This is a genomic window from Nonomuraea turkmeniaca (assembly GCF_005889735.1).
Taxonomy (GTDB): Bacteria; Actinomycetota; Actinomycetes; order Streptosporangiales; family Streptosporangiaceae; genus Nonomuraea; species Nonomuraea turkmeniaca.
The window spans coordinates 1-20740 of sequence record NZ_VCKY01000104.1 but is presented as its reverse complement, the minus strand read 5'-3'; the positions used below and the strand labels follow the sequence as shown (position 1 = coordinate 20740).

Annotated in this window: 24 protein-coding genes; 13 read left to right on the top strand and 11 right to left on the bottom strand. The window is 69.7% G+C overall.

Features of this window, described 5'->3' with window-relative positions:
- Position 1: 1 nt before the first annotated feature.
- The 7 genes from ETD86_RS27855 to ETD86_RS27825 form a co-directional block, all read right to left on the bottom strand.
- Positions 2-682: a copper homeostasis protein CutC gene (locus tag ETD86_RS27855; RefSeq protein ID WP_138669120.1), complete on the bottom strand. Its 681-nt coding sequence runs from the start codon at positions 680-682 to the stop codon at positions 2-4.
- A 115-nt stretch (positions 683-797) separates the two neighbouring features.
- Positions 798-983: a hypothetical protein gene (locus ETD86_RS58400; protein WP_246148295.1), complete on the bottom strand. Its 186-nt coding sequence runs from the start codon at positions 981-983 to the stop codon at positions 798-800.
- 304 nt (positions 984-1287) lie between these two features.
- A complete protein-coding gene (locus tag ETD86_RS27845; RefSeq protein ID WP_138669119.1) occupies positions 1288-2148 on the bottom strand; it encodes a TIGR03619 family F420-dependent LLM class oxidoreductase in 861 nt (286 codons plus the stop codon).
- Between the two features lie 438 nt (positions 2149-2586).
- Positions 2587-3189: a GNAT family N-acetyltransferase gene (locus ETD86_RS27840; protein ID WP_138669118.1), complete on the bottom strand. Its 603-nt coding sequence runs from the start codon at positions 3187-3189 to the stop codon at positions 2587-2589.
- A 200-nt stretch (positions 3190-3389) separates the two neighbouring features.
- Positions 3390-4139 (bottom strand): GntR family transcriptional regulator, encoded by a 750-nt coding sequence (locus ETD86_RS27835; protein WP_170223311.1) that lies wholly within the window; start codon positions 4137-4139, stop codon positions 3390-3392.
- A gap of 890 nt (positions 4140-5029) precedes the next feature.
- Positions 5030-5425, bottom strand: a complete 396-nt coding sequence (locus tag ETD86_RS27830) for a Zn-ribbon domain-containing OB-fold protein (protein WP_246148286.1) — start codon at positions 5423-5425, stop codon at positions 5030-5032.
- Entirely contained in the window at positions 5425-6600 is a 1176-nt protein-coding gene (locus tag ETD86_RS27825) for a thiolase C-terminal domain-containing protein (protein ID WP_246148283.1), read from the bottom strand. The genes ETD86_RS27830 and ETD86_RS27825 overlap by 1 nt, the downstream gene beginning before the upstream one ends.
- A 179-nt stretch (positions 6601-6779) precedes the next feature.
- Between ETD86_RS27825 and ETD86_RS27820 the strand changes: the two genes are divergently transcribed.
- From ETD86_RS27820 to ETD86_RS27800, 5 genes are all read left to right on the top strand, one after another.
- The gene (locus ETD86_RS27820; protein ID WP_425465664.1) at positions 6780-7403 is read left to right on the top strand and encodes a flavin reductase family protein; all 624 of its coding nucleotides are present in this window, start codon (positions 6780-6782) and stop codon (positions 7401-7403) included.
- On the top strand, positions 7390-8541 hold the full coding sequence (locus tag ETD86_RS27815) for an acyl-CoA dehydrogenase family protein (protein ID WP_246148281.1): 1152 nt from the start codon (positions 7390-7392) through the stop codon (positions 8539-8541). The genes ETD86_RS27820 and ETD86_RS27815 overlap by 14 nt, the downstream gene beginning before the upstream one ends.
- Positions 8542-8552: 11 nt before the next feature.
- Positions 8553-9326: an SDR family oxidoreductase gene (locus ETD86_RS27810; RefSeq protein WP_138669115.1), complete on the top strand. Its 774-nt coding sequence runs from the start codon at positions 8553-8555 to the stop codon at positions 9324-9326.
- A 62-nt stretch (positions 9327-9388) separates the two neighbouring features.
- Positions 9389-10684, top strand: coding sequence for a DUF2252 domain-containing protein (locus ETD86_RS27805; RefSeq protein ID WP_138669114.1), 1296 nt, complete (start codon positions 9389-9391; stop codon positions 10682-10684).
- A gap of 28 nt (positions 10685-10712) precedes the next feature.
- Complete coding sequence (locus ETD86_RS27800) at positions 10713-11915, top strand: ATP-grasp domain-containing protein (RefSeq protein ID WP_138669113.1); 1203 nt, start codon at positions 10713-10715, stop codon at positions 11913-11915.
- A gap of 56 nt (positions 11916-11971) precedes the next feature.
- On the opposite strand, the gene ETD86_RS27795 is transcribed toward ETD86_RS27800, so the two are convergent.
- Positions 11972-12232: a hypothetical protein gene (locus ETD86_RS27795; RefSeq protein WP_138669112.1), complete on the bottom strand. Its 261-nt coding sequence runs from the start codon at positions 12230-12232 to the stop codon at positions 11972-11974.
- A gap of 16 nt (positions 12233-12248) precedes the next feature.
- Positions 12249-12533: a hypothetical protein gene (locus tag ETD86_RS27790; protein WP_138669111.1), complete on the bottom strand. Its 285-nt coding sequence runs from the start codon at positions 12531-12533 to the stop codon at positions 12249-12251.
- 167 nt (positions 12534-12700) lie between these two features.
- On the opposite strand from ETD86_RS27790, the gene ETD86_RS27785 reads away from it, so the two are divergent.
- From ETD86_RS27785 to ETD86_RS27770, 4 genes are all read left to right on the top strand, one after another.
- The gene (locus tag ETD86_RS27785; protein ID WP_138669110.1) at positions 12701-13351 is read left to right on the top strand and encodes an NIPSNAP family protein; all 651 of its coding nucleotides are present in this window, start codon (positions 12701-12703) and stop codon (positions 13349-13351) included.
- Positions 13352-13476: 125 nt separating this feature from the next.
- Positions 13477-13680, top strand: a complete 204-nt coding sequence (locus ETD86_RS27780) for a hypothetical protein (protein WP_138669109.1) — start codon at positions 13477-13479, stop codon at positions 13678-13680.
- 45 nt (positions 13681-13725) lie between these two features.
- The gene (locus tag ETD86_RS27775; RefSeq protein ID WP_211370360.1) at positions 13726-14844 is read left to right on the top strand and encodes a chymotrypsin family serine protease; all 1119 of its coding nucleotides are present in this window, start codon (positions 13726-13728) and stop codon (positions 14842-14844) included.
- A 45-nt stretch (positions 14845-14889) separates the two neighbouring features.
- Positions 14890-15318: a hypothetical protein gene (locus ETD86_RS27770; protein ID WP_138669108.1), complete on the top strand. Its 429-nt coding sequence runs from the start codon at positions 14890-14892 to the stop codon at positions 15316-15318.
- Positions 15319-15421: 103 nt separating this feature from the next.
- Here the strand turns inward: ETD86_RS27770 and ETD86_RS27765 are convergent, their stop codons facing one another.
- A complete protein-coding gene (locus ETD86_RS27765) occupies positions 15422-16246 on the bottom strand; it encodes an SDR family oxidoreductase (RefSeq protein ID WP_138669107.1) in 825 nt (274 codons plus the stop codon).
- 49 nt (positions 16247-16295) lie between these two features.
- Here ETD86_RS27765 and ETD86_RS27760 point away from each other — a divergent pair, with 49 nt between their 5' ends.
- Both ETD86_RS27760 and ETD86_RS27755 read left to right on the top strand, forming a co-directional pair.
- Positions 16296-17024, top strand: a complete 729-nt coding sequence (locus ETD86_RS27760; protein WP_138669106.1) for an enoyl-CoA hydratase family protein — start codon at positions 16296-16298, stop codon at positions 17022-17024.
- Between the two features lie 8 nt (positions 17025-17032).
- A complete protein-coding gene (locus ETD86_RS27755) occupies positions 17033-17791 on the top strand; it encodes a CoA transferase subunit A (RefSeq protein WP_138669134.1) in 759 nt (252 codons plus the stop codon).
- Here the strand turns inward: ETD86_RS27755 and ETD86_RS27750 are convergent.
- Positions 17788-18999, bottom strand: a complete 1212-nt coding sequence (locus tag ETD86_RS27750; RefSeq protein ID WP_138669105.1) for an RNA-guided endonuclease InsQ/TnpB family protein — start codon at positions 18997-18999, stop codon at positions 17788-17790. The two genes, ETD86_RS27755 and ETD86_RS27750, sit on opposite strands and share 4 nt — an antisense overlap.
- 109 nt (positions 19000-19108) lie before the next feature.
- Between ETD86_RS27750 and ETD86_RS27745 the strand changes: the two genes are divergently transcribed.
- Both ETD86_RS27745 and ETD86_RS27740 read left to right on the top strand, forming a co-directional pair.
- Complete coding sequence (locus ETD86_RS27745; protein ID WP_138669104.1) at positions 19109-19831, top strand: CoA-transferase subunit beta; 723 nt, start codon at positions 19109-19111, stop codon at positions 19829-19831.
- Positions 19828-20740, top strand: a 913-nt coding sequence (locus ETD86_RS27740; RefSeq protein ID WP_138669103.1) for an NAD(P)H-dependent flavin oxidoreductase, incomplete at its 3' end; no start/stop codon positions are given. The genes ETD86_RS27745 and ETD86_RS27740, both read left to right, overlap by 4 nt.

The following is a 20740-nucleotide window of genomic DNA, read 5'->3' as shown; positions in this document are numbered from 1 at the left end:
GTCAGTCGCGTTCGACCAGGGCCCGCCATTGGCGTACCAGGCGCCACTCGACCGGGTCCGACCAACTGGCCCGGACCGCGGATCCCACGTGGAAGGCCCGGATGCCGTAGTCGAGCAGCACGGGCACGTGCGCCGGTCGCAGACCGCCGCCGGCCAGGATGATGGAACCGTCACCCGCCTCGGCCCGGGCTTTTAACACCGCCAGGCCCTCACCGACGCCGGTGGGGGACCCGGACGTGAGCACGGTGGCCAGGTTGGGCAGCAGGCGGACGGCGCGCCAGGACGCCTGGATGTCGGCCGCGTGGTCGACGGCGCGGTGGAAGGTCCATGGCAGGGGGGACACCGCGTGGATCAGAGCTTCGGTGGCCGCGAGATCGACGGCTCCGGCGCCGTCGAGGAACCCGAACACGAATCCGGCCGCCCCCGCCTGTGCCAGCGCCTTGGCGTCGCGCCCCAGCCGCGCCAGGACGTCAGGGTCGGCGGCGAAGTTGGCGTCGCAGCGGAGCATCACCATCTGGGGTAGCGGGCATTCCGCGGCGATCGCGGCAACAGTCTCTGGGGAGGGGGTCAGCCCGTCGGCCGCCATGTCGGCGACGACTTCAAGCCGGTCGGCTCCGCCCTGTTCAGCGGCCACGGCGTCGCGCACGTTGAGCGCGATCACCTCGAGCAGGGATCCGGTCATGCAGGAGAGGCTATATGGTGATCTATACGGTTGTGTCAGCAAGTGCCCTGCGACCTGGGCGGAAGCACGGCCCGGGCGTGGGAAACCGCAGCCGACCGGCAGGCAGCCAAGACGCTCAACCTGGACACCAGGCGGGACCCGGCCTGGGACCGGGCCGGGTCGTGGGCTCCCCTACACCATCACGCACTGTCCTTGACGCCGTAACGCAGATAACCACGCCGTTACCGAACCGCCGCTCGTCCAGCAGTTCCAGATTGACGCGGACATCGTCAGGAAAGAACCGGTTGCCACCACCGACGATCGCCGGTCCGACGAAGAGCTGGTATTCGTCGACCAGCCCGGCCCTGATGGCCTGCGACGCAGATGCGGCCCGGCGACGGCGATGTCGCGGCCGGCCTCGGCCTTCAGCTTCCGCACCGCCTCCGGGTCGAACGTCGGCTCGATCCGGGTCCGTTCACCTGAACTGATGTGACTCCGCTTCGGGACCGCCCCAGCCGAAGTCGCCGTCCGGATCGCTCACATGACCGTCGAGTGACGTGATCATCGAGTAGATCAGCTTGCCCATCGTGGGTCTCCTTGCCAGGTCATGCCGGTGGTTGCCATGGTCACTGGGTATTGAGCCGCCCGACGCGCTCCACCGTCTCGTCGGCGTCTCCCTCGAACGTGTGCCAGAACACGTGGTCCACGCCCATCGCCCGCACCTCGGCCAGATCCTCGGCGACCTGCTCCACCGAGCCGGTCAACGGCATCCGCTCGTCCAGCGGCCGGTCTGTGATCGCCCCGTTGACCTGTGCCACCAGCGGGCCCGGCCCCTCGCCGTACAGCTCGACGGCCTGCCTGAGCTGGTCCCAGGCGAACACGACCACGGTGAGCCCCATCCCTGACCGGGCCGCCCGCTCGATCGCCGCCGGAGCCGCCGCGCCGGCGAGCAGCGTGAGCCGGGTGGGCTTCGGGCCGATCTCCGACTCCGGGATGGTGTAGAAGCGGCCGTCGAAGCGCACCGGGTCGGGGCCCCAGCAGGCACGCATGGCCGCGACGTGCTCCTCGAACCCCGCGCCGCGGCGCCGCGCGGGAATGCGGGTCGCGTCGAACTCCTGCTGCATCCACCCCTGCCCCAGGCCGATCATGGCGCGCCCGCCACTGAGCCGGTCGAGCGTCGCCAGCCGCTTGGCCAGCACGACCGGACTGTGGAACAGCGCGTCCACGACGCTCGTGCCGAGCCGGATCGTGCTGGTCTTGGCCGCGACGTAGGCCAGAGTCTCCAACGGGTCGTAGACGACGGCGTTGTTGTCGGGAAGCGGCATGGCCTGGTCGGTGCCGGCGAACACCGCCTCGGCCGGGCGCAGCAGCCGCTCGAACGCCCACACCGCCCCCAGCCCTGCCCGCTCGGCCGCCTGTGCCACCCTGACGATCGTCTCCGGGTCCGCGTGCCGTCCCGACGTGGGGAGGCCGATTCCGAGATCCATTCGTGCTCCTCTCTGTTCGCCTGTTCGCCTGTTCGCCTGTTTGACCGGGCCGGCAGAGAAAAGTCATCGGTTCACCGGCGCTCCTTGGAGGAACAGGCTGAGGTCCTTGGGGAGGAAGGTCCTGTGGGGCCGGAAGATCCTTTGGGGCACGGCAGACGGTCGCAGGCGCCGCACGGCCGCCGAACGGGCTCCCGCAGCGACGCCGGCGGAGTCCTGCGGGCGGGGCCCCAGACGGCTGCAGAGGCCGCCACAACGGCCCGTGACGGGTTGACGCGGGGCCGCCGGGCCCGACGGCGCCACTGGAGCTGGAGACGGCCGCAGGACTGCCACAACGGCCGCCCGCGGCTCGCGTCCAGCCCGGCCGAGAGGCGTTCGGAGAGGCGAGTGGAGAGGTGGGCCCGGTCTCCGGTTCCGGAGGCCGGGCCCATCGGCGGGGTGTCAGGCGGTGATCAGTTCCGCGATGGTCAGGTCACGGAAGGCCGTGGTGGACAGATCCTCCGAGACGCGCTGGTAGAGGGCGCCGGAGGAGCGGTGGGGCAGGTCCACGGTGCGGACGTGGTGGAAGCCACGGCTGCGGTAGTACGACTGCAGGCGGGGGTTCGCCTTGGCGCAGTCCAACCGGAGCCAGGGCAAGCCGGCCGCGAAGGCCGAGGCGCTGGCCCAGTCCAGGAGGGCGTCGCCGAGGCCGCTGCCCGACCAGGGCCGGGCCACGGCCAGTTTGTGGATGTAGAGGGCGGCCCCCGGGTCGTCGCCGGCGGTCCAGAATTCCGGGTCGGCGTGGTCGTCGAGGGCCATGGTGGCCACCGGCGGCGCCGACTCGTCGGGGTCCAGGTAGCGAAGCTCGTCGTCGAGTAGGAACAGCACCCGCTCCTCAATGAGCGGCTCGATCCGCTCGGGGCCGAACCCGTTGCGGGGCCACTGCCGCACCCCTTGCGTGTAGAGCCACTCGGCGGTGTCCGCGAGCAGCGTGAGTACGCCGGGCAGGTCCTCAGGTTCCGCCCGCCGGAGCGCGAGCGGATGAAGCAGGGTGTTTGTGTGCATAAGACAACTCCCGTTGCGTTGGGTTCCTATGCGAGCGCACAGCGTAATGACGCAACGTCGCATAGGGGCGAAATGGGGCCTCAACCCGATATATACGGATAAATGGCGATTTGAGGGAGTATGCACGACTCCCTCAGGCCAGCGAGGCGGCTATTTCTCGCTGCACCCGGCCGGCGGGATCACCCCTTCATCCGAGCCCTCTAGCGGCGATCGAGCTCGTATCTGATCAAATGTTTGTCGGCGGGCAGCACCGACACCGCGACACGCACTGGCATGTCGGCCCCGTCGAAACCAACTCGGACATACACCATGACTGGCGTGCCGAGCTCGAGTTGGAGGCGCTCGGCCTCCTCTTGGTTGGGCATGCGGGCCCAGATGTCGTCGACGACGCGCACCTGCGCATGACCCAGTTCCTCCAGCACCCGGTTCGCCCCTCGCGCGATGTCTCCGGGCCTGGCGATCTCGGAATCGGCAACCAGATCACGTGGGTAGTAGGAATCGTTGGTGTTGTACGGCTGGCCGTCCACGAAACGCAGACGACGTCTCACCACCGCCAATTCCCCATCCGCCAACTCCAGCCTGCTGGCGATCTCCTCGACCGGAGACACGGTCAGCACCTCGATGTACTGGCTTGGCGCACGGCCTTCCTGTGCCACGGCGAAGGCGAAAGCCTCGCGCAGCTCCCCACGGGGTTGCTTCTCCAGCTCACGTTGGGGATAGATGAGCAACGGCCGCCGGTCTCTGACCACGGTTCCACGCCGCGGCGTGCGCGTGACGAGCCCTTCATTGACGAGCTCTCCGAGGGCCAACCGTACGGTGTTTCTGCTCACCCCATGGTCTTCCATGAGCTGCGCCTCGGTCGGCAGCTGTGCCCCGGGGCCGAGGACACCCGAGTAGATGGCGCGACGCAATTCCGCAGCCACCTGCTGATACAGCACCGACCTTGCCACTTTCACCCCTTTTGTTCCAACAATTTAGACGATCTGGTTCTAGCAGGCCACAACCCCTTGACCGAACCGCCTCCAGCGGCCCATCATCCATTCGTTGGTACAAATCCATCTAAAGGCCGGTGAGGGGGTGAAGGCCAGTGTTGCCGGTCCGCACGGGTACGCCGTACCTGCCCTGGCATGACCCAGGTGAAGCAACACGTTTACTGCGTTACGCGTTGCCGCGCCAGGGGTTCACCCACACCTACCAGAGCAATCGGCATGGCGAGTCCGTGCAATCGGTGTTGACTGAGCTGACCGTGCGGTGCAATGACGGATCCTTTGTCTGGAACGAGGAGGGTGGCGCCCCCGTCACGCACCCCATTGATGACCCGGTTGGTGCAGCTCGACGCATCGCCGCACGTTACCGGCAGCGGGAGCTTTCACACTCCCCCATCGACTCCGTGTGCGATCACACGGCCTAGGACTCCATCCCTCGCCGGAGTCCTGGCGCCGCCGCTCACGGGGCAGGAAGCGCGTCCTGGCGGGTCCCCCACGCCCGCCAGGGCGCGCTTTCCTCCGAGGGACCAGCCAATGGATCATCCACCCGTCCGGCGGCCCGCGCGGCCGCGCCTCGGCGAGGAGGAACGGACGGACGGCAGGCAGGATCGCCACGCGTGGCCACGGGGCCACGCCGGTCACCGAGTCCGTTCCACTCACGTCCGCCGCCAAGATCAAGCTGTCCGCGTTGACGTCTACGCCTCATCATCGACCCTCGGAGCCCGAACTGGGGGCAGCTTCGCCATGGTGGGACTGATGGGGTTCGTGGGTACGAATCCATTCTCCGGACCAAGGTCGACTAGCGGGAGGATTTGCGCTGATGTGGATAACGATCCACGTTTCCGGCTTCCTTCTCATCCGCCGGCCGGCGTCCAGTTCACCAGCGTCAGGGTCTCGTCGATCCGGTTGTAGGACGCCCGCACCCGCTCGCCCGGCTCCGGGGGCCGTTCGCCGTGCCAGTTCCCGTACACCAGGCATCCCGGCACCGCCGCCAGCCGCACCATCACGACCACGTACGGCTCCCGCGCGCCGGGCATGAACGGCTGGTGGTTGACGATCCAGCTCTCCACCCGGCCCTCGGGTTCCACCTCCTGCCAGTGCCAGGCCTCGGTCCGGCACGCCGGGCAGAAGGCCCGGGCCGGGAAGCGCGTCGTGCCGCACATGTCGCACCGCTGCACGGCGAACTCCCGCGTGGCGATCCGCTCCCACCACTCTTGTGAGTCCCGGTCGGGCTCGGGCCGGTAGGTCATCACGACCTCCTGAGGATCAGGGCGGAGGTGGCGGGCAGGATGTAGCCGGGCTGGGCCGTGGAGAGCGCCACCTCCGCGCCCGGCACCTGGCGGTCGCCCGCGTCGCCCCTGAGCTGGGACACCGCCTCCGCTACGTGGTTGACGCCGTGCACGTATCCCTCCGACAGGAATCCCCCGTGCGTGTTGACCGGCAGCGGGCCGTCCAGCGAGGTGGCGCCGGAGGCCACGTACGGGCCGCCTTCCCCCTTGGCGCAGAACCCGTAGTCCTCCAGTTGGACGATCACCGAGTACGTGAAGCAGTCGTAGATCTCCGCCACGTCGATGTCTCCGGGCCCGAGCCCCGCCTGCGCGTACAGGCGCGGGGCCAGGGCGGCGGCCGCGGTCACGGTGGGATCGGCGGCCGCGGCGACAGAGGACAGGTGGGACGTGCCGCCGCCCCAGGCCGCGGCCGAGATCAGGACCGGCGGGCGGCGCAGCGAGCGGGCGCGTTCCGCCGTGGTGACGACGACGGCGCAGGCCCCGTCGGTCTCCAGGCAGCAGTCCAGGAGGCGGAAGGGCTCGGCGATCCACCGGCTGGCCAGGTAGTCGTCCAGCGTGATGGGGGTGCGCATGAGCGCCCGCGGATTCTTGGCGGCGTTGGCGCGCTGGGTGACCGCCAGCTGCCCGAAGTGCTCGGCCTTGGTGCCGTACTTCAGCATGTGGGCGCGGGCGTACATGGCGTACTGCTGCGGCGGCGCGACGTACCCGTACGGCGCCTGGTACTGCACCTCCGGGCTCAGCGGCACGCCCCGGCCGGTGCCGCCCATGCGGAACTCGGAGCGGGCGTTGATGGCCCGGTAGCAGACGACCGCCTCGGCCACCCCGGCCGCCACCGCCAGCGCGGCCTGGCCGACCACGGCGTGGGAGACGCTGCCGCCGCCGAACTGGTCCAGGTGCCAGGCCAGATCCGTCAGCCCCAGCGCAGGGGCGACCAGGGTGGGCGGGGCCGAGTCTCCGACGCGGTGCGTGGCCAGGCCGTCCACGTCGTCCGCCGTGAGCCCGGCGTCCTCCAGGGCGGCCAGCACGGCGCGGCAGGCCAGCGTCAGGGTGCTGACGCCGGAGTTCTTGGTGAAGGGGGTGTATCCGACGCCGGCGATCGCGGTCCTGTCCGAAAAATCAAGCAAGCGCTTGGCCACATCTGTCACGCTATGCCGGACATTTCACCCATGTCAACGCACGTATGGCGACGCGGGACCGCACACCGCACGACCCCAACCGGTGCGGCATGCGACTTGACATGTTTCCCCGATTCCCCCTAGCGTCCAAGCAAGCGCTTGGTAAGATAGGCGCAGCCGGTGGACTAGGAGGCGGAACCATGAGCACACACGCTGCCCGGCTCGTCGCGCCGGACGGTTGCCGCAGCCTTCCGACGCCCCATCAGCGCAGGACTCGCAACGGAGCCGCCATGCCGACGGGCCCTTCCCCACAGAGCGCGAACGGCCATTTGGACAGCCTGCGCTTCCGTCAGGTGCTCGGCAGGTTCGCGACCGGCGTGGTGGCGATCACGGCTCTCGACCCGCAGGACGGCCGGCCCTGCGGCCTGGCCGCGAACTCCTTCACGTCGGTCTCGCTCAACCCGCCCCTGGTGGCGTTCTGCGTGGCCCACACCAGCACGAGCTGGCCCAGGGTACGCGGCGCGAAGGTCCTCACCGTCAACGTGCTGGCCGAGGATCAGCAGGCGGTGTGCGCCCAGATGGCGACCCGAGGCGGCGACAAGTTCGCGGGCCTGAAGTGGACCGGCTCCCCGGGCGGCAACCCCGTGCTCGAAGGCGCGCTGGCCTGGCTCGACTGCGCGGTCGAGGCCGAGCACGCGGCGGGCGACCACATGATCGTGGTGGCGCGGGTGCTGCAGCTCGACACTCATGCCGAGGGCGGCCCCCTGGTGTTCTTCCGCGGCGGCTACGGGTCGTTCAACGGGGGATTCGTTGACACTCCCTGAGCCGGGCGAGACCCCCGGCTTCCGCGAGGAGGCGCGGGCCTGGCTGGAGGAGGCGCTCGGCGGCGAGTTCGCCGCGGCCCGCCGGAGCTCGGGTATGGGCGGACCCGGGCGCGAGCACGAGGGGCACGAGCTCCGGGTGGCCTGGGAGCGCCACCTCGGCAAGAACGGCTGGACCTGCCTCGGCTGGCCGGAGCGGTACGGCGGGCGCGCCGCCTCGCTGGAGGACCAAGTGGCCTTCCACGAGGAGTACGCCAGAGCCGACGCCCCCGCCCGGGTGGGCCACATCGGCGAGGGCCTGATCGGCCCGACGATCCTCGAATTCGGCACCGACGAGCAGAAGGCCCGGTTCCTGCCGCCGATCCAGCGGGGCGAGGAGCTGTGGTGCCAGGGTTACTCCGAGCCCGAGGCCGGCTCCGACCTGGCCGGAGTCCAGACCAAGGCCCATCTCGAAGACGGCCAGTGGGTGATCACCGGCCAGAAGGTGTGGACCTCCCTGGCCCACGTGGCCGACTGGTGCTTCGTGTTGTGCCGTACCGAGCCGGGCTCGCAGCGGCACCGCGGGCTGTCGTACCTGCTGGTGCCCATGCGGCAGCCCGGCGTGACCGTGCGGCCGATCGTGCAGCTGACCGGGACGTCGGAGTTCAACGAGGTGTTCTTCGACGGCGCGCGCACGGCGGCGGGCAACGTGCTCGGCGCGCCCGGCGACGGCTGGCGGGTCGCGATGGCCACGCTCGGCTACGAGCGCGGCGCGTCCACGCTCGGGCAGCAGATCGGCTTCCGCCGCGAGCTGGCCAGGGTGATCGAGACGGCGAAGCGGACCGGCGCGGCCGACGATCCGGTGCTGCATGACCGCCTCGTGCGGTCGTGGCTGGAGCTGGAGATCATGCGGCTCAACGCGCTCAGGATGGTGCGCCCCGACCCGGGGCCGGAGGTGTCGATCGCCAAGCTCTACTGGTCGGAGTGGCATCGCCGGCTCGGCGAGCTCGCGATGGCCGTCCAGGGCAAGGCCGGGCTGGTCGGCGAGCTGAACGACCTGCAGCGGCTCTACCTGTTCAGCCGCGCCGACACGATCTATGCCGGTTCCAGCGAGATCCAGCGGAACATCATCGCCGAGCGCACTCTGGGACTGCCGCGGTGAGGGGAGAAACGATGACCCCGGCGTACCCCAAGGCGCACGGACTGCTCGACGGCAAGGTGACGCTGGTGACGGCGGCCGCCGGCGCGGGCATCGGTTACGCGACCGCCCGCCGCTGCGCCGAGGAAGGCGCCACGATCGTGGTCTCGGACCGCCATGAGCGCCGGCTGGCCGCCGCCGCCGCCGCGCTGACCGAGCTCACCGGCGTCAAGCCGCTCGCCGTCCCGTGCGACGTGACGTCGGAGGCCCAGGTGCTGGCGCTGTTCGACGCGGTGGTCGAGGCGCACGGCCGGCTCGACGTAGTGGTCAACAACGCCGGACTCGGCGGTACGGCGCCGCTGGCCGAGATGACCGACGACCAGTGGCACGCGGTCATCGACGTCACCCTCAACGGCACCATGCGCTGCACGAGGGCCGCCCTGCGGCACATGATCGGCCAGGGCTCCGGCGTCATCGTCAACAACGCCTCCGTCATCGGCTGGCGGGCCCAGCACGGTCAGGCGCACTACGCCGCCGCCAAAGCCGGGGTCATGGCGTTGACCAGGTGCGTGGCGCTGGAGGCTGCCGAGCACGGCGTGCGGGTCAACGCGGTGGCGCCGTCGCTGGCGGTGCATCCGTTCCTGGCGAAGGTGACGAGCGAGGAGCTGCTGGCGGAGCTGGCGGCCAAGGAGGCGTTCGGGCGGTCGGCGGAGCCGTGGGAGGTGGCGAACGTGATCGTCTTCCTGGCCAGCGACTACTCGTCGTACATGACGGGCGAGGTGGTCTCGGTGTCCTCCCAGCACCCCTGACCGCCCCTGTCAGGGAAAGATCAGGCTAGGCGGCAAGCGGTTCCAGATCTACTGTCCGGATTATGGGCCCACGCTCCTCTTTCCTGCTCGATGTCCTCATGACGGAGTTCGGCGAGTCGATCAAGCAAGACCCCGCCGCTTTTAGGCGGAAATTTCGGAAAATGGCGGCCTCCCCCTTCGCCTTCTACCGCGGCAGCGCATGCCTCTTCTACGCGGACATGACCGGCACGTACGCCGACGACGCCTACCTCGACGCCCCCACCAGCCGCGTCTGGATCCACGGCGACCTGCACGCGGAGAACTTCGGCACGTACATGAACGCCTCCGGCGTCCTCGTCTTCAACGTCAACGACTTCGACGAGGCGTACGTGGGCCCGTACATCTGGGACCTCAAACGCTTCGCCGCCAGCGTGGCGCTCATCGGGTACGCCAAGGCGCTGTCCGACGACACGATCGGCGTGCTGGTGACCGACTTCGCCAGGGCGTACCTGGACGAGCTGGGCGGACTCGCGGCCGGTGGCGACGACGCGATCGGCGCGCTCACCCTGGACACCACCTCGGGCGTGCTGCATCGGGTGCTGCAGACGGCGCGGCTCAACACGCGGGTGGCGCTGCTCGACGTGGAGACCGTGATCGACGACTACGACCGGCGCTTCGCGCTCATGGAGGGGCGGACGGCGGTGGACGACGCGACCAGGGACGGCGTGCTGGCCGCGTTCGAGGACTACCTGACCACGCTGCCCGCGCAGGTGAACCCGGTCGAGCACGTGATCAAGGACGTGGCGCTGCGTAAGGGCGTGGGCATCGGGTCGGCCGGGCTGCCGTCGTACAACCTGCTGCTCGAAGGGCGCTCGCAGGCGCTGGAGAACGACGTCGTCCTCTACATGAAGCAGGCGGCGGTGCCGGCCGTGGCGCGGCACGTGCCCGACGAGAAGGTGGTCTCCTACTTCCTGCACCAGGGGCATCGCACGGCGGAGTCGCAGCGGGCGCTGCAGGCGTACGCCGATCCCTGGCTGGGCTACACGACGCTCGGCGGGGTGGGGCAGCTCGTGGCCGAGGTGTCGCCGTACTCCGCCGATCTGGACTGGGACGACGTGAACGAGCCGGACGAGCTGCGCTCGATCATGCGGGACCTGGGGCGGGCGGTGGCGCGCATGCACGCGGTGGCCGACGACGAGTCCAGCCACGACCTCGTCGACTTCTCGACGGAGGAGGCGATCGTGGCGGTGATCGACGGCGATCGAGTCGGATTTATCGGGGTTTTGGTGGATTTCGCCCACCGTTATGGGGCACAGGCCCGGGAAGACCATCAAAGGTTCGTCGATTTGTTCCGCAACGGCCGCCTTCCTGGCGTCTGACCCGCGGGCGGGAGCGGAGGAAACCCCCGTGCGACATCTGATCGGGCTGCTGCTGGGGACCGAGGAGGATTGGCCGTCGGCGTTCGAGACCGTGTTGCGGCGGCTGGGGCCGATCAAGGGGGTGGGCGAGTTCGACGTGGAACGGGTCACGATCGAGCCGTTCGATCTGCGGGCCGAGCCGCGGCACGCACTGGTGATCGATCGGCTGGCGTACTGGTATTACCACCCGCGCGAGTGGCTCAAGAAGATCTCCATGATGGACGACGTCTATCTGCTCAACAGCCCGTTCACGTTCCAGTCGATGGAGAAGCACGCCGCGTACTGCGCGATGATGCGGCTCGGACTGAAGGTGCCGGAGACGGTGCTGGTGCCGTACAAGAACCCGCCCGACAACGCCAGGTACGCCTACACCGCGGCCCGCTACAACCAGCCCTTCGACCTGGACGAGGTGGCCGAGCGGATCGGGTACCCCCTCTTCATGAAGCCGTACGACGGCGGGGCCTGGCGCGGTGTGTCCCTCGTGCGCGACAAGGACGAGCTGCACCGGGCCTACGACGCGAGCGGCGAGATGCTCATGCACCTGCAGCAGGCCATCCAGGGGTACGACGCCTTCGCCAGGTCGCTGTCGATCGGGGCCGAGACGATGGTGATGCGGTTCAGGCCCGAGGAGCCGATGCACGCCAGGTACGCCGTCGACCACGGGTTCCTGTCCCCGGCCGCCGGCGAGGAGGTCGTGACGATCGGGCGGCTGGTGAACGCGTTCTTCCGGTGGGAGTTCAACTCCTGCGAGACCCTGATCAAGGGCGCCGGCGTGCACCCGATCGACTACGCCAACGCCTGCCCCGACGTGGCGCTGACGAGCCTGCACTACTACTTCCCCTGGGCCATCAAGACGCTGGTGAAGTGGTGCGTCTTCTGCGTGGCCACCCGGCGCAGGCCGCGGATCGACCTGGAGACGCACGACTACTTCGCGGTCACCGGGACGTACGAGGAACGGCTGGCGGAGTACCGGAAGCTGGCGGACAGGTATTTCGAGACCGAGCGATACGACGAGTTCTGCCAGACGCATCTGGGGCACCTCGACGACGTGGTGCTGGAGTGGGTCGCCGGGCCTGAGTTCGACCGGCTGCTGGTGGACACGGTGAAGACCACGTATCCGGAGAACGAGCACGATCAGTTCGTCGAGCACTTCAGGGGGCTGCTGCGGCTCTGGGTGAAGGACCAGGGCTAGCGCGAACGGCGCGAGCCAGGCCGGGTGGGGGCCTGGCTCGCTGGGGGGCTCGCGGGCTAGTCGACGATGTCGTCGATGCTCGCGCGGCTGCCGTCGCTAGCCGTGACGGCGTTGCCGTTGACGTTGTTGACGCTGGTCGCGCCGTGGCCGCTCACGTTGACGTTGACGACGTTGCCGAAGTTGTTGCCGGACTGGGACGAGGACCTGTTGGAGCTGGAGTTGCCCGCGTTGACGTCCGCGTACGCGGCGGCGGGCAGGAGTGCGGCACCGGCCGCGGCGGTGACGATGAGACCGGTCACGCAGAGCTTCTTCATCATGTCGATGTCCTTTCGGTCAGCCGAAGATGTACGTCACCGTGATGCCGCCGTGCGTGGCGGTCGAGGCGATGCCGTTGACGTTGTTGACGTTGGTCGAGGCGCCCTCGCCGCGGTTGGCGGCCGAGACGTCGCCGAAGTTGTTTCCCGACTGGGACGAGCCGCTGTTGCCGCTCCAGTTGTAGGACCAGGAACGGTCGCCACAATGCCCGGACCAGCCGTCAGCGTGCGCGGGGACAGCAGGGAGCGCGCCACTCGCGACCGCTGCCACCATGGCCGCGGCGGCGCACACTCTTCGGATCACATCTGCTCCTTCGCCCTCGGGGCCTTTGAGCTTCCTTGGCCCTCGGAGATCAAGGTCGATGCGAGCTTATAACTGTGTGTTGTCAATTGGTAGCTCAAAGTAATCAGAATATTGTTCGGCACATACGCTGACACGGGATGTCAGCGACCCGGGCTTAACGTCGCGGCATGATCTACGAGCTGCGGCAGTACACGATGCGCCCTGGGCGGCGCGACACGCTCATCGAGCTGTTCGAGCGGGAGTTCATCGAGGCGCAGGAGGCGGCCGGCATGCGGATCCCCGGGTCCTTCCGCAACCCGGACGCGCCCGGCATGTTCCCCTGGCTGCGGGCCTTTCCCGACATGCCGGCCAGAAAGGCCGCCCTCGAGGCCTTCTACGGCGGGCCCGTGTGGCAGGCCAACCGCGACGCCGCCAACGCCACGATGATCGACTCCGACGACGTGCTGCTCCTCCGCGCCCTGGTGGAGCCGCCCGTCCAGGAGCGGCCGCCCGTCGGCGCGGCCGATCTCCCGCCGTCCTTGTACGTCGCCACGATCTGCCACGTCGAGGAGGACTTCGCCGGCTTCTTCGCAGCGGAGGTCGCTCCCGTGCTGGCCGAGGCCGGGGTGCCGGTGGTGGCGGCGTTCGAGAGCGAGCACGCGGAGAACACCTTCCCGCGGCTGCCGGTCCGTACTGGGGAGCAGGTCTTCGTGTGGTTCGCCCGGTTCGACACGCCCGACGACGAGCGGCAGGTGGATCTGCCGATGTTGAAGCAGCGCCTGACCGCCGCCCCGCAGCGCATCCGCCTGCGCCCCACGGCCCGGTCCACCATGCGCTGAGCCCAGGGACCCCCTGACCAAGGGCAAGGGAGAAAGCTGGGGTTTTCCCTAGGCGAGTCCCTGAATCTGCGGGTGCTCCGGACATCTACGCTCCAAGGGCGGCAGATCTCAGCGAAGGGCCCTGGATGGACGTGCATGAGATCAGAAGACGGCACGAGGACGCGCTCCTCGCCATCCCGAACGTCACCGGTGTCTCCACCGGCAAGGGCGATGCGGACGAGGACGTGATCGTCGTCTACGTCACCCACATGGCCTCGTCCGGAATCCCGGCCGAGCTGGACGGCGTGCCCGTCAAGGTCATGGAGATCGGCACCCCCACGGCCCAGTGAGCATCACCGCACCCGGAACTCCTTCCAGGTAGGAGGTGGTTGGCCGTGAGCCAGCCAGAACTGATGCGCGGATCCCAGGGATATCGCCTGTCCGACGCCGCCAGGGAACAGGCGGCCCAGACGCTGATGGATCCCGAGACGCGGCCGAGCAACGTCGTGGGGTTCGGCCAGGGGGTCAAGTGGACGAACGGGCAGCCGACCGGTGAGCCGGCGCTGCTCGTCTTCGTCTCGCAGAAGCTCCCGCCCACCATGCTCAGGGAGCAGGACCTGCTCCCCCAGCGCATGGGCGACGGGACGACCATCGACGTGGTCAGGGTCGGCCACGTCGTCGCCGAGCAGCAGATGGGCTCGTCCCAGGCGATGAGCACACCCGCCGCCCAGTACACGAGCGCTCCCGCGGCCCCCCGCGGCGACGGCGCGGCGACCGAGGCCGGCGCACAGGTGCTCATCCGGCGGATGCGGCCCTGCCCATCCGGCTTCTCCATCGGCAACGTGCAGGTCACGGCGGGCACGCTGGGCAGCGTCGTCTACGACTTCCTGCCGGGCGCCACCATCGACCCGCCCGCGCCTGGGATCGGCGTCCCCTCGCGGTTCTACGTGCTCAGCAACAACCACGTCCTGGCCGACTCCAACCGCGCTCCCGCGGGCAGCGCGATCGTGCAGCCCGGCCGGTTCGACGGCGGCGTCGACCCGCAGGACCGGATCGCCATCCTGTCCAGGTTCATCCCGATCGACCTCACGCCGGGCATCCCGCTGACCAGCCACAACAACATCGTGGACGCCGCGATCGGTGAGGTGCAGTTCCAGGACGCCAGCAGGGAGATCTACTTCAACTCCGCGCCCAGGGGCTGGCGGCGCAAGGCCAATGTCTCCGTCGGCGACCTGGTCAAGAAGGTCGGGCGGACGACGAACCTGACGCTGGGCCGCGTCATCGCGGTGGACGCCACGATCGACGTGAGCTACGGGTTCGGCGTCGGCCGCTTCCGCGACCAGATCGTCACGACCGCGATGTCGGCGGGCGGCGACTCGGGCTCGCTCGTCACGAGCCTGGACAACGTGGCCATGGGCCTGCTCTTCGCCGGCTCCGTCCAGGTCACCATCGTCAACCACATCGAGCACGTACGCAGCCTGCTCCGCGTCGAGATCGCCGAGACGCTCCTTTAATCGTTGAGACGCCGCAGCGGTGCGGTGTCGGAGGAGAGAAGCACCATGCCTCAGTCAACCAAGGCGGCCGACCGGGCCTTCTACGACGCCACCGGAGGACAGGCCAAGTCCTTCGCGGAGTCCGTCGCCGCGCAGAAAGCCGCCACCATCAACGCCTACGTGGAGCTGCGCAACGGGTCGGCGATCTTCGTCATCGACCTCGAGATCGACCCGAACACCTACCCGTTCCAGGTCGTCAGCGGCACCATCAAGTCGGGGATCTGCGGCGCGCCGTGGGCCGTCACCGGCGGCCAACTCGGTGATCAGCTCCTGCTGAACGCCACCAGGAAGGGCCAGGGCAGCTGCGCCAGCACCATCACCGTCGTGGGTGAGCAGCAGGATCCGCTGTCGTGGCGGGGGACGTACGGGTTCGACGGCACCGCCTCGTCGTTCCGGCACACGACGATCTTCCACGCCTGGTCGCTCAGCCCGTGACCGCGGCAGGGCGCCGGTCACGAGGACGCCGGCGCCCGGCCTGACGAGCTCCGGGGCGCGCTCTCCGGCCTGGAGTGCGCGTGCCCGGAGGACGGCAGGCCCTCTATGGCGGGCCCCCTGATGGCGGGCCCCCTGATGGCGAGCCCCCTGATGGCGAGCCCCCTGATGGCGAGCCCCCTGATGGCGGGCGCTCTGTGGGGGTGAGCTCGCCGGCCAGGTGGCGCCAGTACGGGATCTCGCCGCCGCCGTCCACCCGCACCTCCGCGCCCGTGACGTAGCCGGGCGCGGCCAGCCACAGGCATGCCCGGGCCACGTCCGCCGGCGTGGCCAGGCGGCCGGCCGGGATGGCCGCGCCCAGCTTCCCGTCGCCGTGCTCGCCGTAGTGGCCCGCGGCGCTCTCCGTGGCGGCGAGGCCGACGACGACCGTGTTGACCCGCACGTCGGGGGCCCACTCGGCGGCCAGGCAGCGGGCCAGGTGGTGCAGGCCGGCCTTGGCGGCGCCGTACGCGGAGGTGCCCGGCGAGGGACGGGTGCCGCTGGAGCTGCCGATCATCACCACCGTCCCGCGGGCGGCGACGAGCAGCGGGTAGGCGTACTGCGCGACCAGCAGCGGGGCCGTCAGGTTGAGCTCGATGACACGGGCGTGCAGGCGCGGCGAGGTGCCCTCAAGCGGCGCGTACGGCGAGCCGCCCGCGTTGTTGACCACCACGTCGAGCCGGTCGAACCCGGCCACGAGCCGCTCGACGTCCTCGGGGGCCCGCACGTCGGCCTTGACGAACCGGAAGGCGTCGCTCGCAGGCCGCGTCCGGGCGCACACGGTGACGTCGGCCCCCGCCTCCTGGAAGGCCCGTGCGACGCCCGCGCCGATGCCCTTGGTCCCGCCGGTCACCAGGACGGACTTGCCCGTGTAGTCGTAAGTCGCGGTCACGGATGCTACCGTACCAAGCAAGCGTTAGGTGAAGCCATCAGGGAGTTGTATGGGCATCACGCTGCGGGCGGGGCCGATCGCCGAGGTCGTCGTCGACGTGCCGCCGGTGAACGCGTTGACCGTGCGGGGCTGGGAAGAGCTGGCCGAGGCCGTGCGGACGGCCGGGGACGACCCCGGGACCAGGGTGGTCGTGTTGCGGGCCGAGGGACGCGGGTTCAACGCCGGAGTCGACATCAAGGAGTTGCGGGACGCCGACGGGTACGAGGCCTTGGTCGGGGTCAACCGGGCCTGCTACGCGGCGTTCGCGGCCGTCTACGAGTGCGCGGTGCCGGTCGTGGCGGCGGTCCACGGGCACTGCCTGGGCGGCGGCGTCGGGCTGGCCGGGAACGCCGACATCGTGGTGGCCGCCGACGACGCCTACTTCGGGCTGCCCGAGGTGGACCGTGGCGCGCTCGGCGCGGCCACGCACCTGGCCAGGCTGGTGCCCCAGCACCTGATGCGGGCCATGGTCTACACCTGCAGGAATGTCACCGCCGCCGAGTTGCACGCGTTCGGGTCGGTGCTCGAGGTCGCGCCCCGCGACAAGCTGCGGGACGTGGCGATGGAGGTGGCCGGGCAGATCGCCGCCAAGGACCCGTACGTCATCCGCCGCGCCAAGGAGTCGCTCAACGGCATCGATCCCGTGGACGTCAAGCGCAGCTACCGCTTCGAGCAGGGTTTCACCTTCGAGCTGAACCTCATGGGCGCCGGCGACCGGCACAGGGAGCGATTCACGTGAGCAAGGTGATGTCCGCCGAGCAGGTCGCGGGCGCGCTGGAGAGCGGGATGACGGTCGGGATCGGCGGCTGGGGCTCGCGGCGCAAGCCCATGGCCCTGGTGTCGGCCATCCTCCGCTCCCCCGTCCGGGATCTCACGATCGTCTCGTACGGCGGGCCGGACGTCGGCATGTTGTGCGCGGCCGGGAAGGTGCGCAAGGTCGTGGCGCCGTTCGTCACGCTCGACACCATCCCGCTCGAGCCCCATTTCCGGCGGGCCAGGCAGGCCGGGGAGATCGAGTTCGCCGAGTATGACGAGGGCATGTTCATGTTCGGGCTGCTGGCGGGCGCGCACCGGCTGCCGTTCCTGCCGACGCGGGCGGGGATGGGGTCGGACGTGATGCGGGTCAACCCGGGGCTGCGGACGGTGCGGTCGCCGTACGAGGACGGGGAGGAGCTCGTCGCGGTCCCGGCGCTGACCATGGACGTGGCTCTGATCCACATGAACCGGGCCGACGCCCGCGGCAACGCCCAATACCTGGGCCCGGATCCGTACTTCGACGACCTTTACGCGAAGGCGGCGACGCGCTGCTACGTCTCGTGCGAGCGCATCGTGGACACCGCCGACCTGCTGAAGGAAGGGCCGGTGCAGTCGCTCCTGATCAGCAGGGCGATGGTGACGGGCGTGGTGGAGGCCCCGGGCGGGGCCGGGTTCACCTCGTGCGAGCCGGACTACGGGCGCGACGAGGAGCGGCAGCGGCGTTACGTGGAGACGGGTGTCGTTGACTAGTCCACGCCCCGAAGGGCGGAGATTCCGGCCCTCGCGGGCTGGGGTTCCTGCTTCAGCGCCGACTGCCGAAGGGAGGGCCCTTGCGGTCTGATGTCAGCTCCACAGGCCGACACGGCAAGACCTGCCGCCAGGATGTTCTTCGCGGCGTTGACGTCCCTGTCATGCAGGGTGCCGCAGGATGGGCAGCGCCACGTCCGAGCGGAAAGGCTCAGTTCAGCGAGCAGGTGCCCGCAAGTGGAGCATGTCTTGGACGAGGGATACCAGCGGTCGATCACGATCAGGTGCCGCCCGTAAGTGGCGGTCTTGTACTGCAGTTGGCGGCGGAACTCGCCCCAGCCGCAGTCGGAGATGGCCTTGGCCAGGTTCCGGTTGCGGACCATGTTCGTCACCGCCAGGTCCTCGATCACGATCACATCATGGTCGCGGACCAGCCGGGCGGAGGTCTTGTGCAGGAAGTCGGTCCGGGACGCGCGGACCTTGCGGTGCGCGCGGGCGACCTTGGCCTTGGCCTTTGCCCTGTTGTTGCTCCCACGTTGTTTGCGAGCCATGCGCCGCTGGTAGCGGGCCAGCCTTCGGGCCTTGCGTTCCAGATGCCGAGGGTTTGCGATCTTCTCCCCTTCGGAGGTGACCGCGAAGTCGGTTACCCCCAGGTCGACGCCCACCATCGCGCCGGCTGGCGGGGCCTGGGCGGGATCGGCGACGTCGACGGCGAAGGAGAGGTACCAGCGTCCGCACGGGTCACGGGAAACAGTCACCGTAGTCGGGTTGATCGAGGCGGGGTCCACCTCCGGCCAGGACCACACGAACGCCAGCGGGGTGTCCATCTTGGCCAGGAACAGGTGGCCGTCGCGGTAGCGGAACCCCGATCGGGTGTATTCGGCGGACTGACGGCCAGTGCGGGACTTATACCGGGGGTAGCGAGCGCGCCCGGCGAAGAAGTTGGCGAAGGCGACCTGCTGGTGGCGGACGGCCTGCTGCAGCGGAACCGAGGACACCTGGTTCAGCCAGGCTGTCTCGGGGTCGGCTTTCATCGCAGTCAGGTGTGCGTTGGCCTGAGTGAAGCCGGTCTTCACCCGCTGAGTGTGCCAGCGGGCATGGCGCCAGGCGAGGGTGCGGTTCCACACCACGCGCACGCAGCCAAAGGTGCGGTTCAGCACCGCCGCCTGTCCGGGAGGGGGGTAGGCCCGGACCTTGTAAGCCGTACGCACGTTCGAAACAATATCTCAACTGAGAGTATCCAATCAACCACTGTTTGGCATCGCCTCGCGTTTCCTCCCCGTCTGGAAAGCGGGTATCCACGGCCAAAGGAGTTTCACAATGAGCAGCAGGGCTGATGTCTGCGTGGTGGCGTGCGCGGAGGCGTTCAGGGGCGACGGGGAGATCCTGGCGGCCGGGATCGGCGGGGCGGTCACGGTGCTGGGGGCGCGGCTGGCGCGGCTGACGTTCGAGCCGGATCTGCTCACGCACGACGGCGTCTGCCTGCTCACCGGGGACGTGCCCGCGCTGGGGCGGGCGCCCGAGGTGGTGGAGGGGTGGCTGCCGTTCAGGGAGCATCTGTGGCTGGTGCTGAACGGGCGGCGGCACGTCATGCTCGGCGCGAGCCAGATCGACCGGTACGGCAACACGAACATCTCCTGCATCGGCGATTGGGCCCGGCCCAAGACGCAGCTCCTGGGCGTGCGGGGCGCGCCTGGGAACACGCGCTGTGACCCGACGAGCTACTGGATCCCCCGGCACAGCCCTCGGGTCTTCGTTCCGAAGGTGGACATGGTGAGCGGCCTCGGCACCGATCGCGGGGCCTTCGAGTTGCGCCGCGTCGTGACCAACCTGGCAGTGCTGGACTTCCGCGCTCCTGACGGGTCGATGCGGCTCGCGTCCGTGCATCCCGGGGTGACGGTCGACGACGTGGTGGCCGCGACCGGCTTCGACCTCGTGATCGACGGCGACGTCCCGGTGACGCGGGAGCCGGACCCCGAGGAGCTGCGTGTCCTGGACCGGCTCGACCCCTCCAGGACCCGCGACCGCGAGGTGGCATCGTGAGAACCGCGCTGACGTCCCTGGTCGGCTGCCGGTATCCGATCGTGCAGACCGGGATGGGGTACGTCGCGGGCGCGCGGCTGGCGGCGGCCACCTCGCAGGCGGGCGGGCTGGGCGTGATCGGCGCCGCCACCCTGTCGGTCGCCGAGATGACCGGGGCCATCCGGCGGGTGAAGGAGCGCACGGAGGCGCCGTTCGGGGTGAACATCCGCTCCGACGCCGACGACGCGGCCGAGCGGGTCGAGGTGATGGTGCGGGAGGGCGTGCGGGTGGCGTCGTTGGCCCAGGCGCCCAGACGGGACCTGATCGCCCGCCTCAAGGATGCGGGGGTGGTGACGATCCCCTCGGTCGGGGCCCGCCGCCATGCGGAGAAGGTGGCCGAGTGGGGCGTGGACGCCGTGATCGTCCAGGGCGGCGAGGGCGGCGGCCACACCGGCCAGGTCGCCACGACTCTGCTGCTCCCCCAGGTGGTGGACGCGGTGGACATCCCGGTGATCGCGGCCGGCGGCTTCTTCGACGGGCGGGGGCTGGTGGCGGCGCTGGCGTACGGGGCGTGCGGGATCGCGATGGGCACCCGGTTCCTGCTGACCAGCGACTCTCCGGTGCCCGACGAGGTGAAGAAGCTCTACCTGGCGGCGCGGGAGACCGTGGTGACGACCAAGGTGGACGGGGTGCCGCACCGGGTGCTCAGCACCCCCTTCGTGGCCTCGCTCGAACGTTCCCGGCTGGCCAGGGCCGTGGTGAACGGGGCCAGGTTCAAGCGCCTGTCCGGGCTGTCCTGGGCGGCCATGATCCGCGAGGGACGCCGGATGCGGCGCGGGCGGGAGCTGACCTGGGCCCAGGTGCTGCAGGCGGCGAACACGCCGGTGTTGCTGCGGGCGGCCATGGTGGAGGGGCGGGCGGACCTAGGGG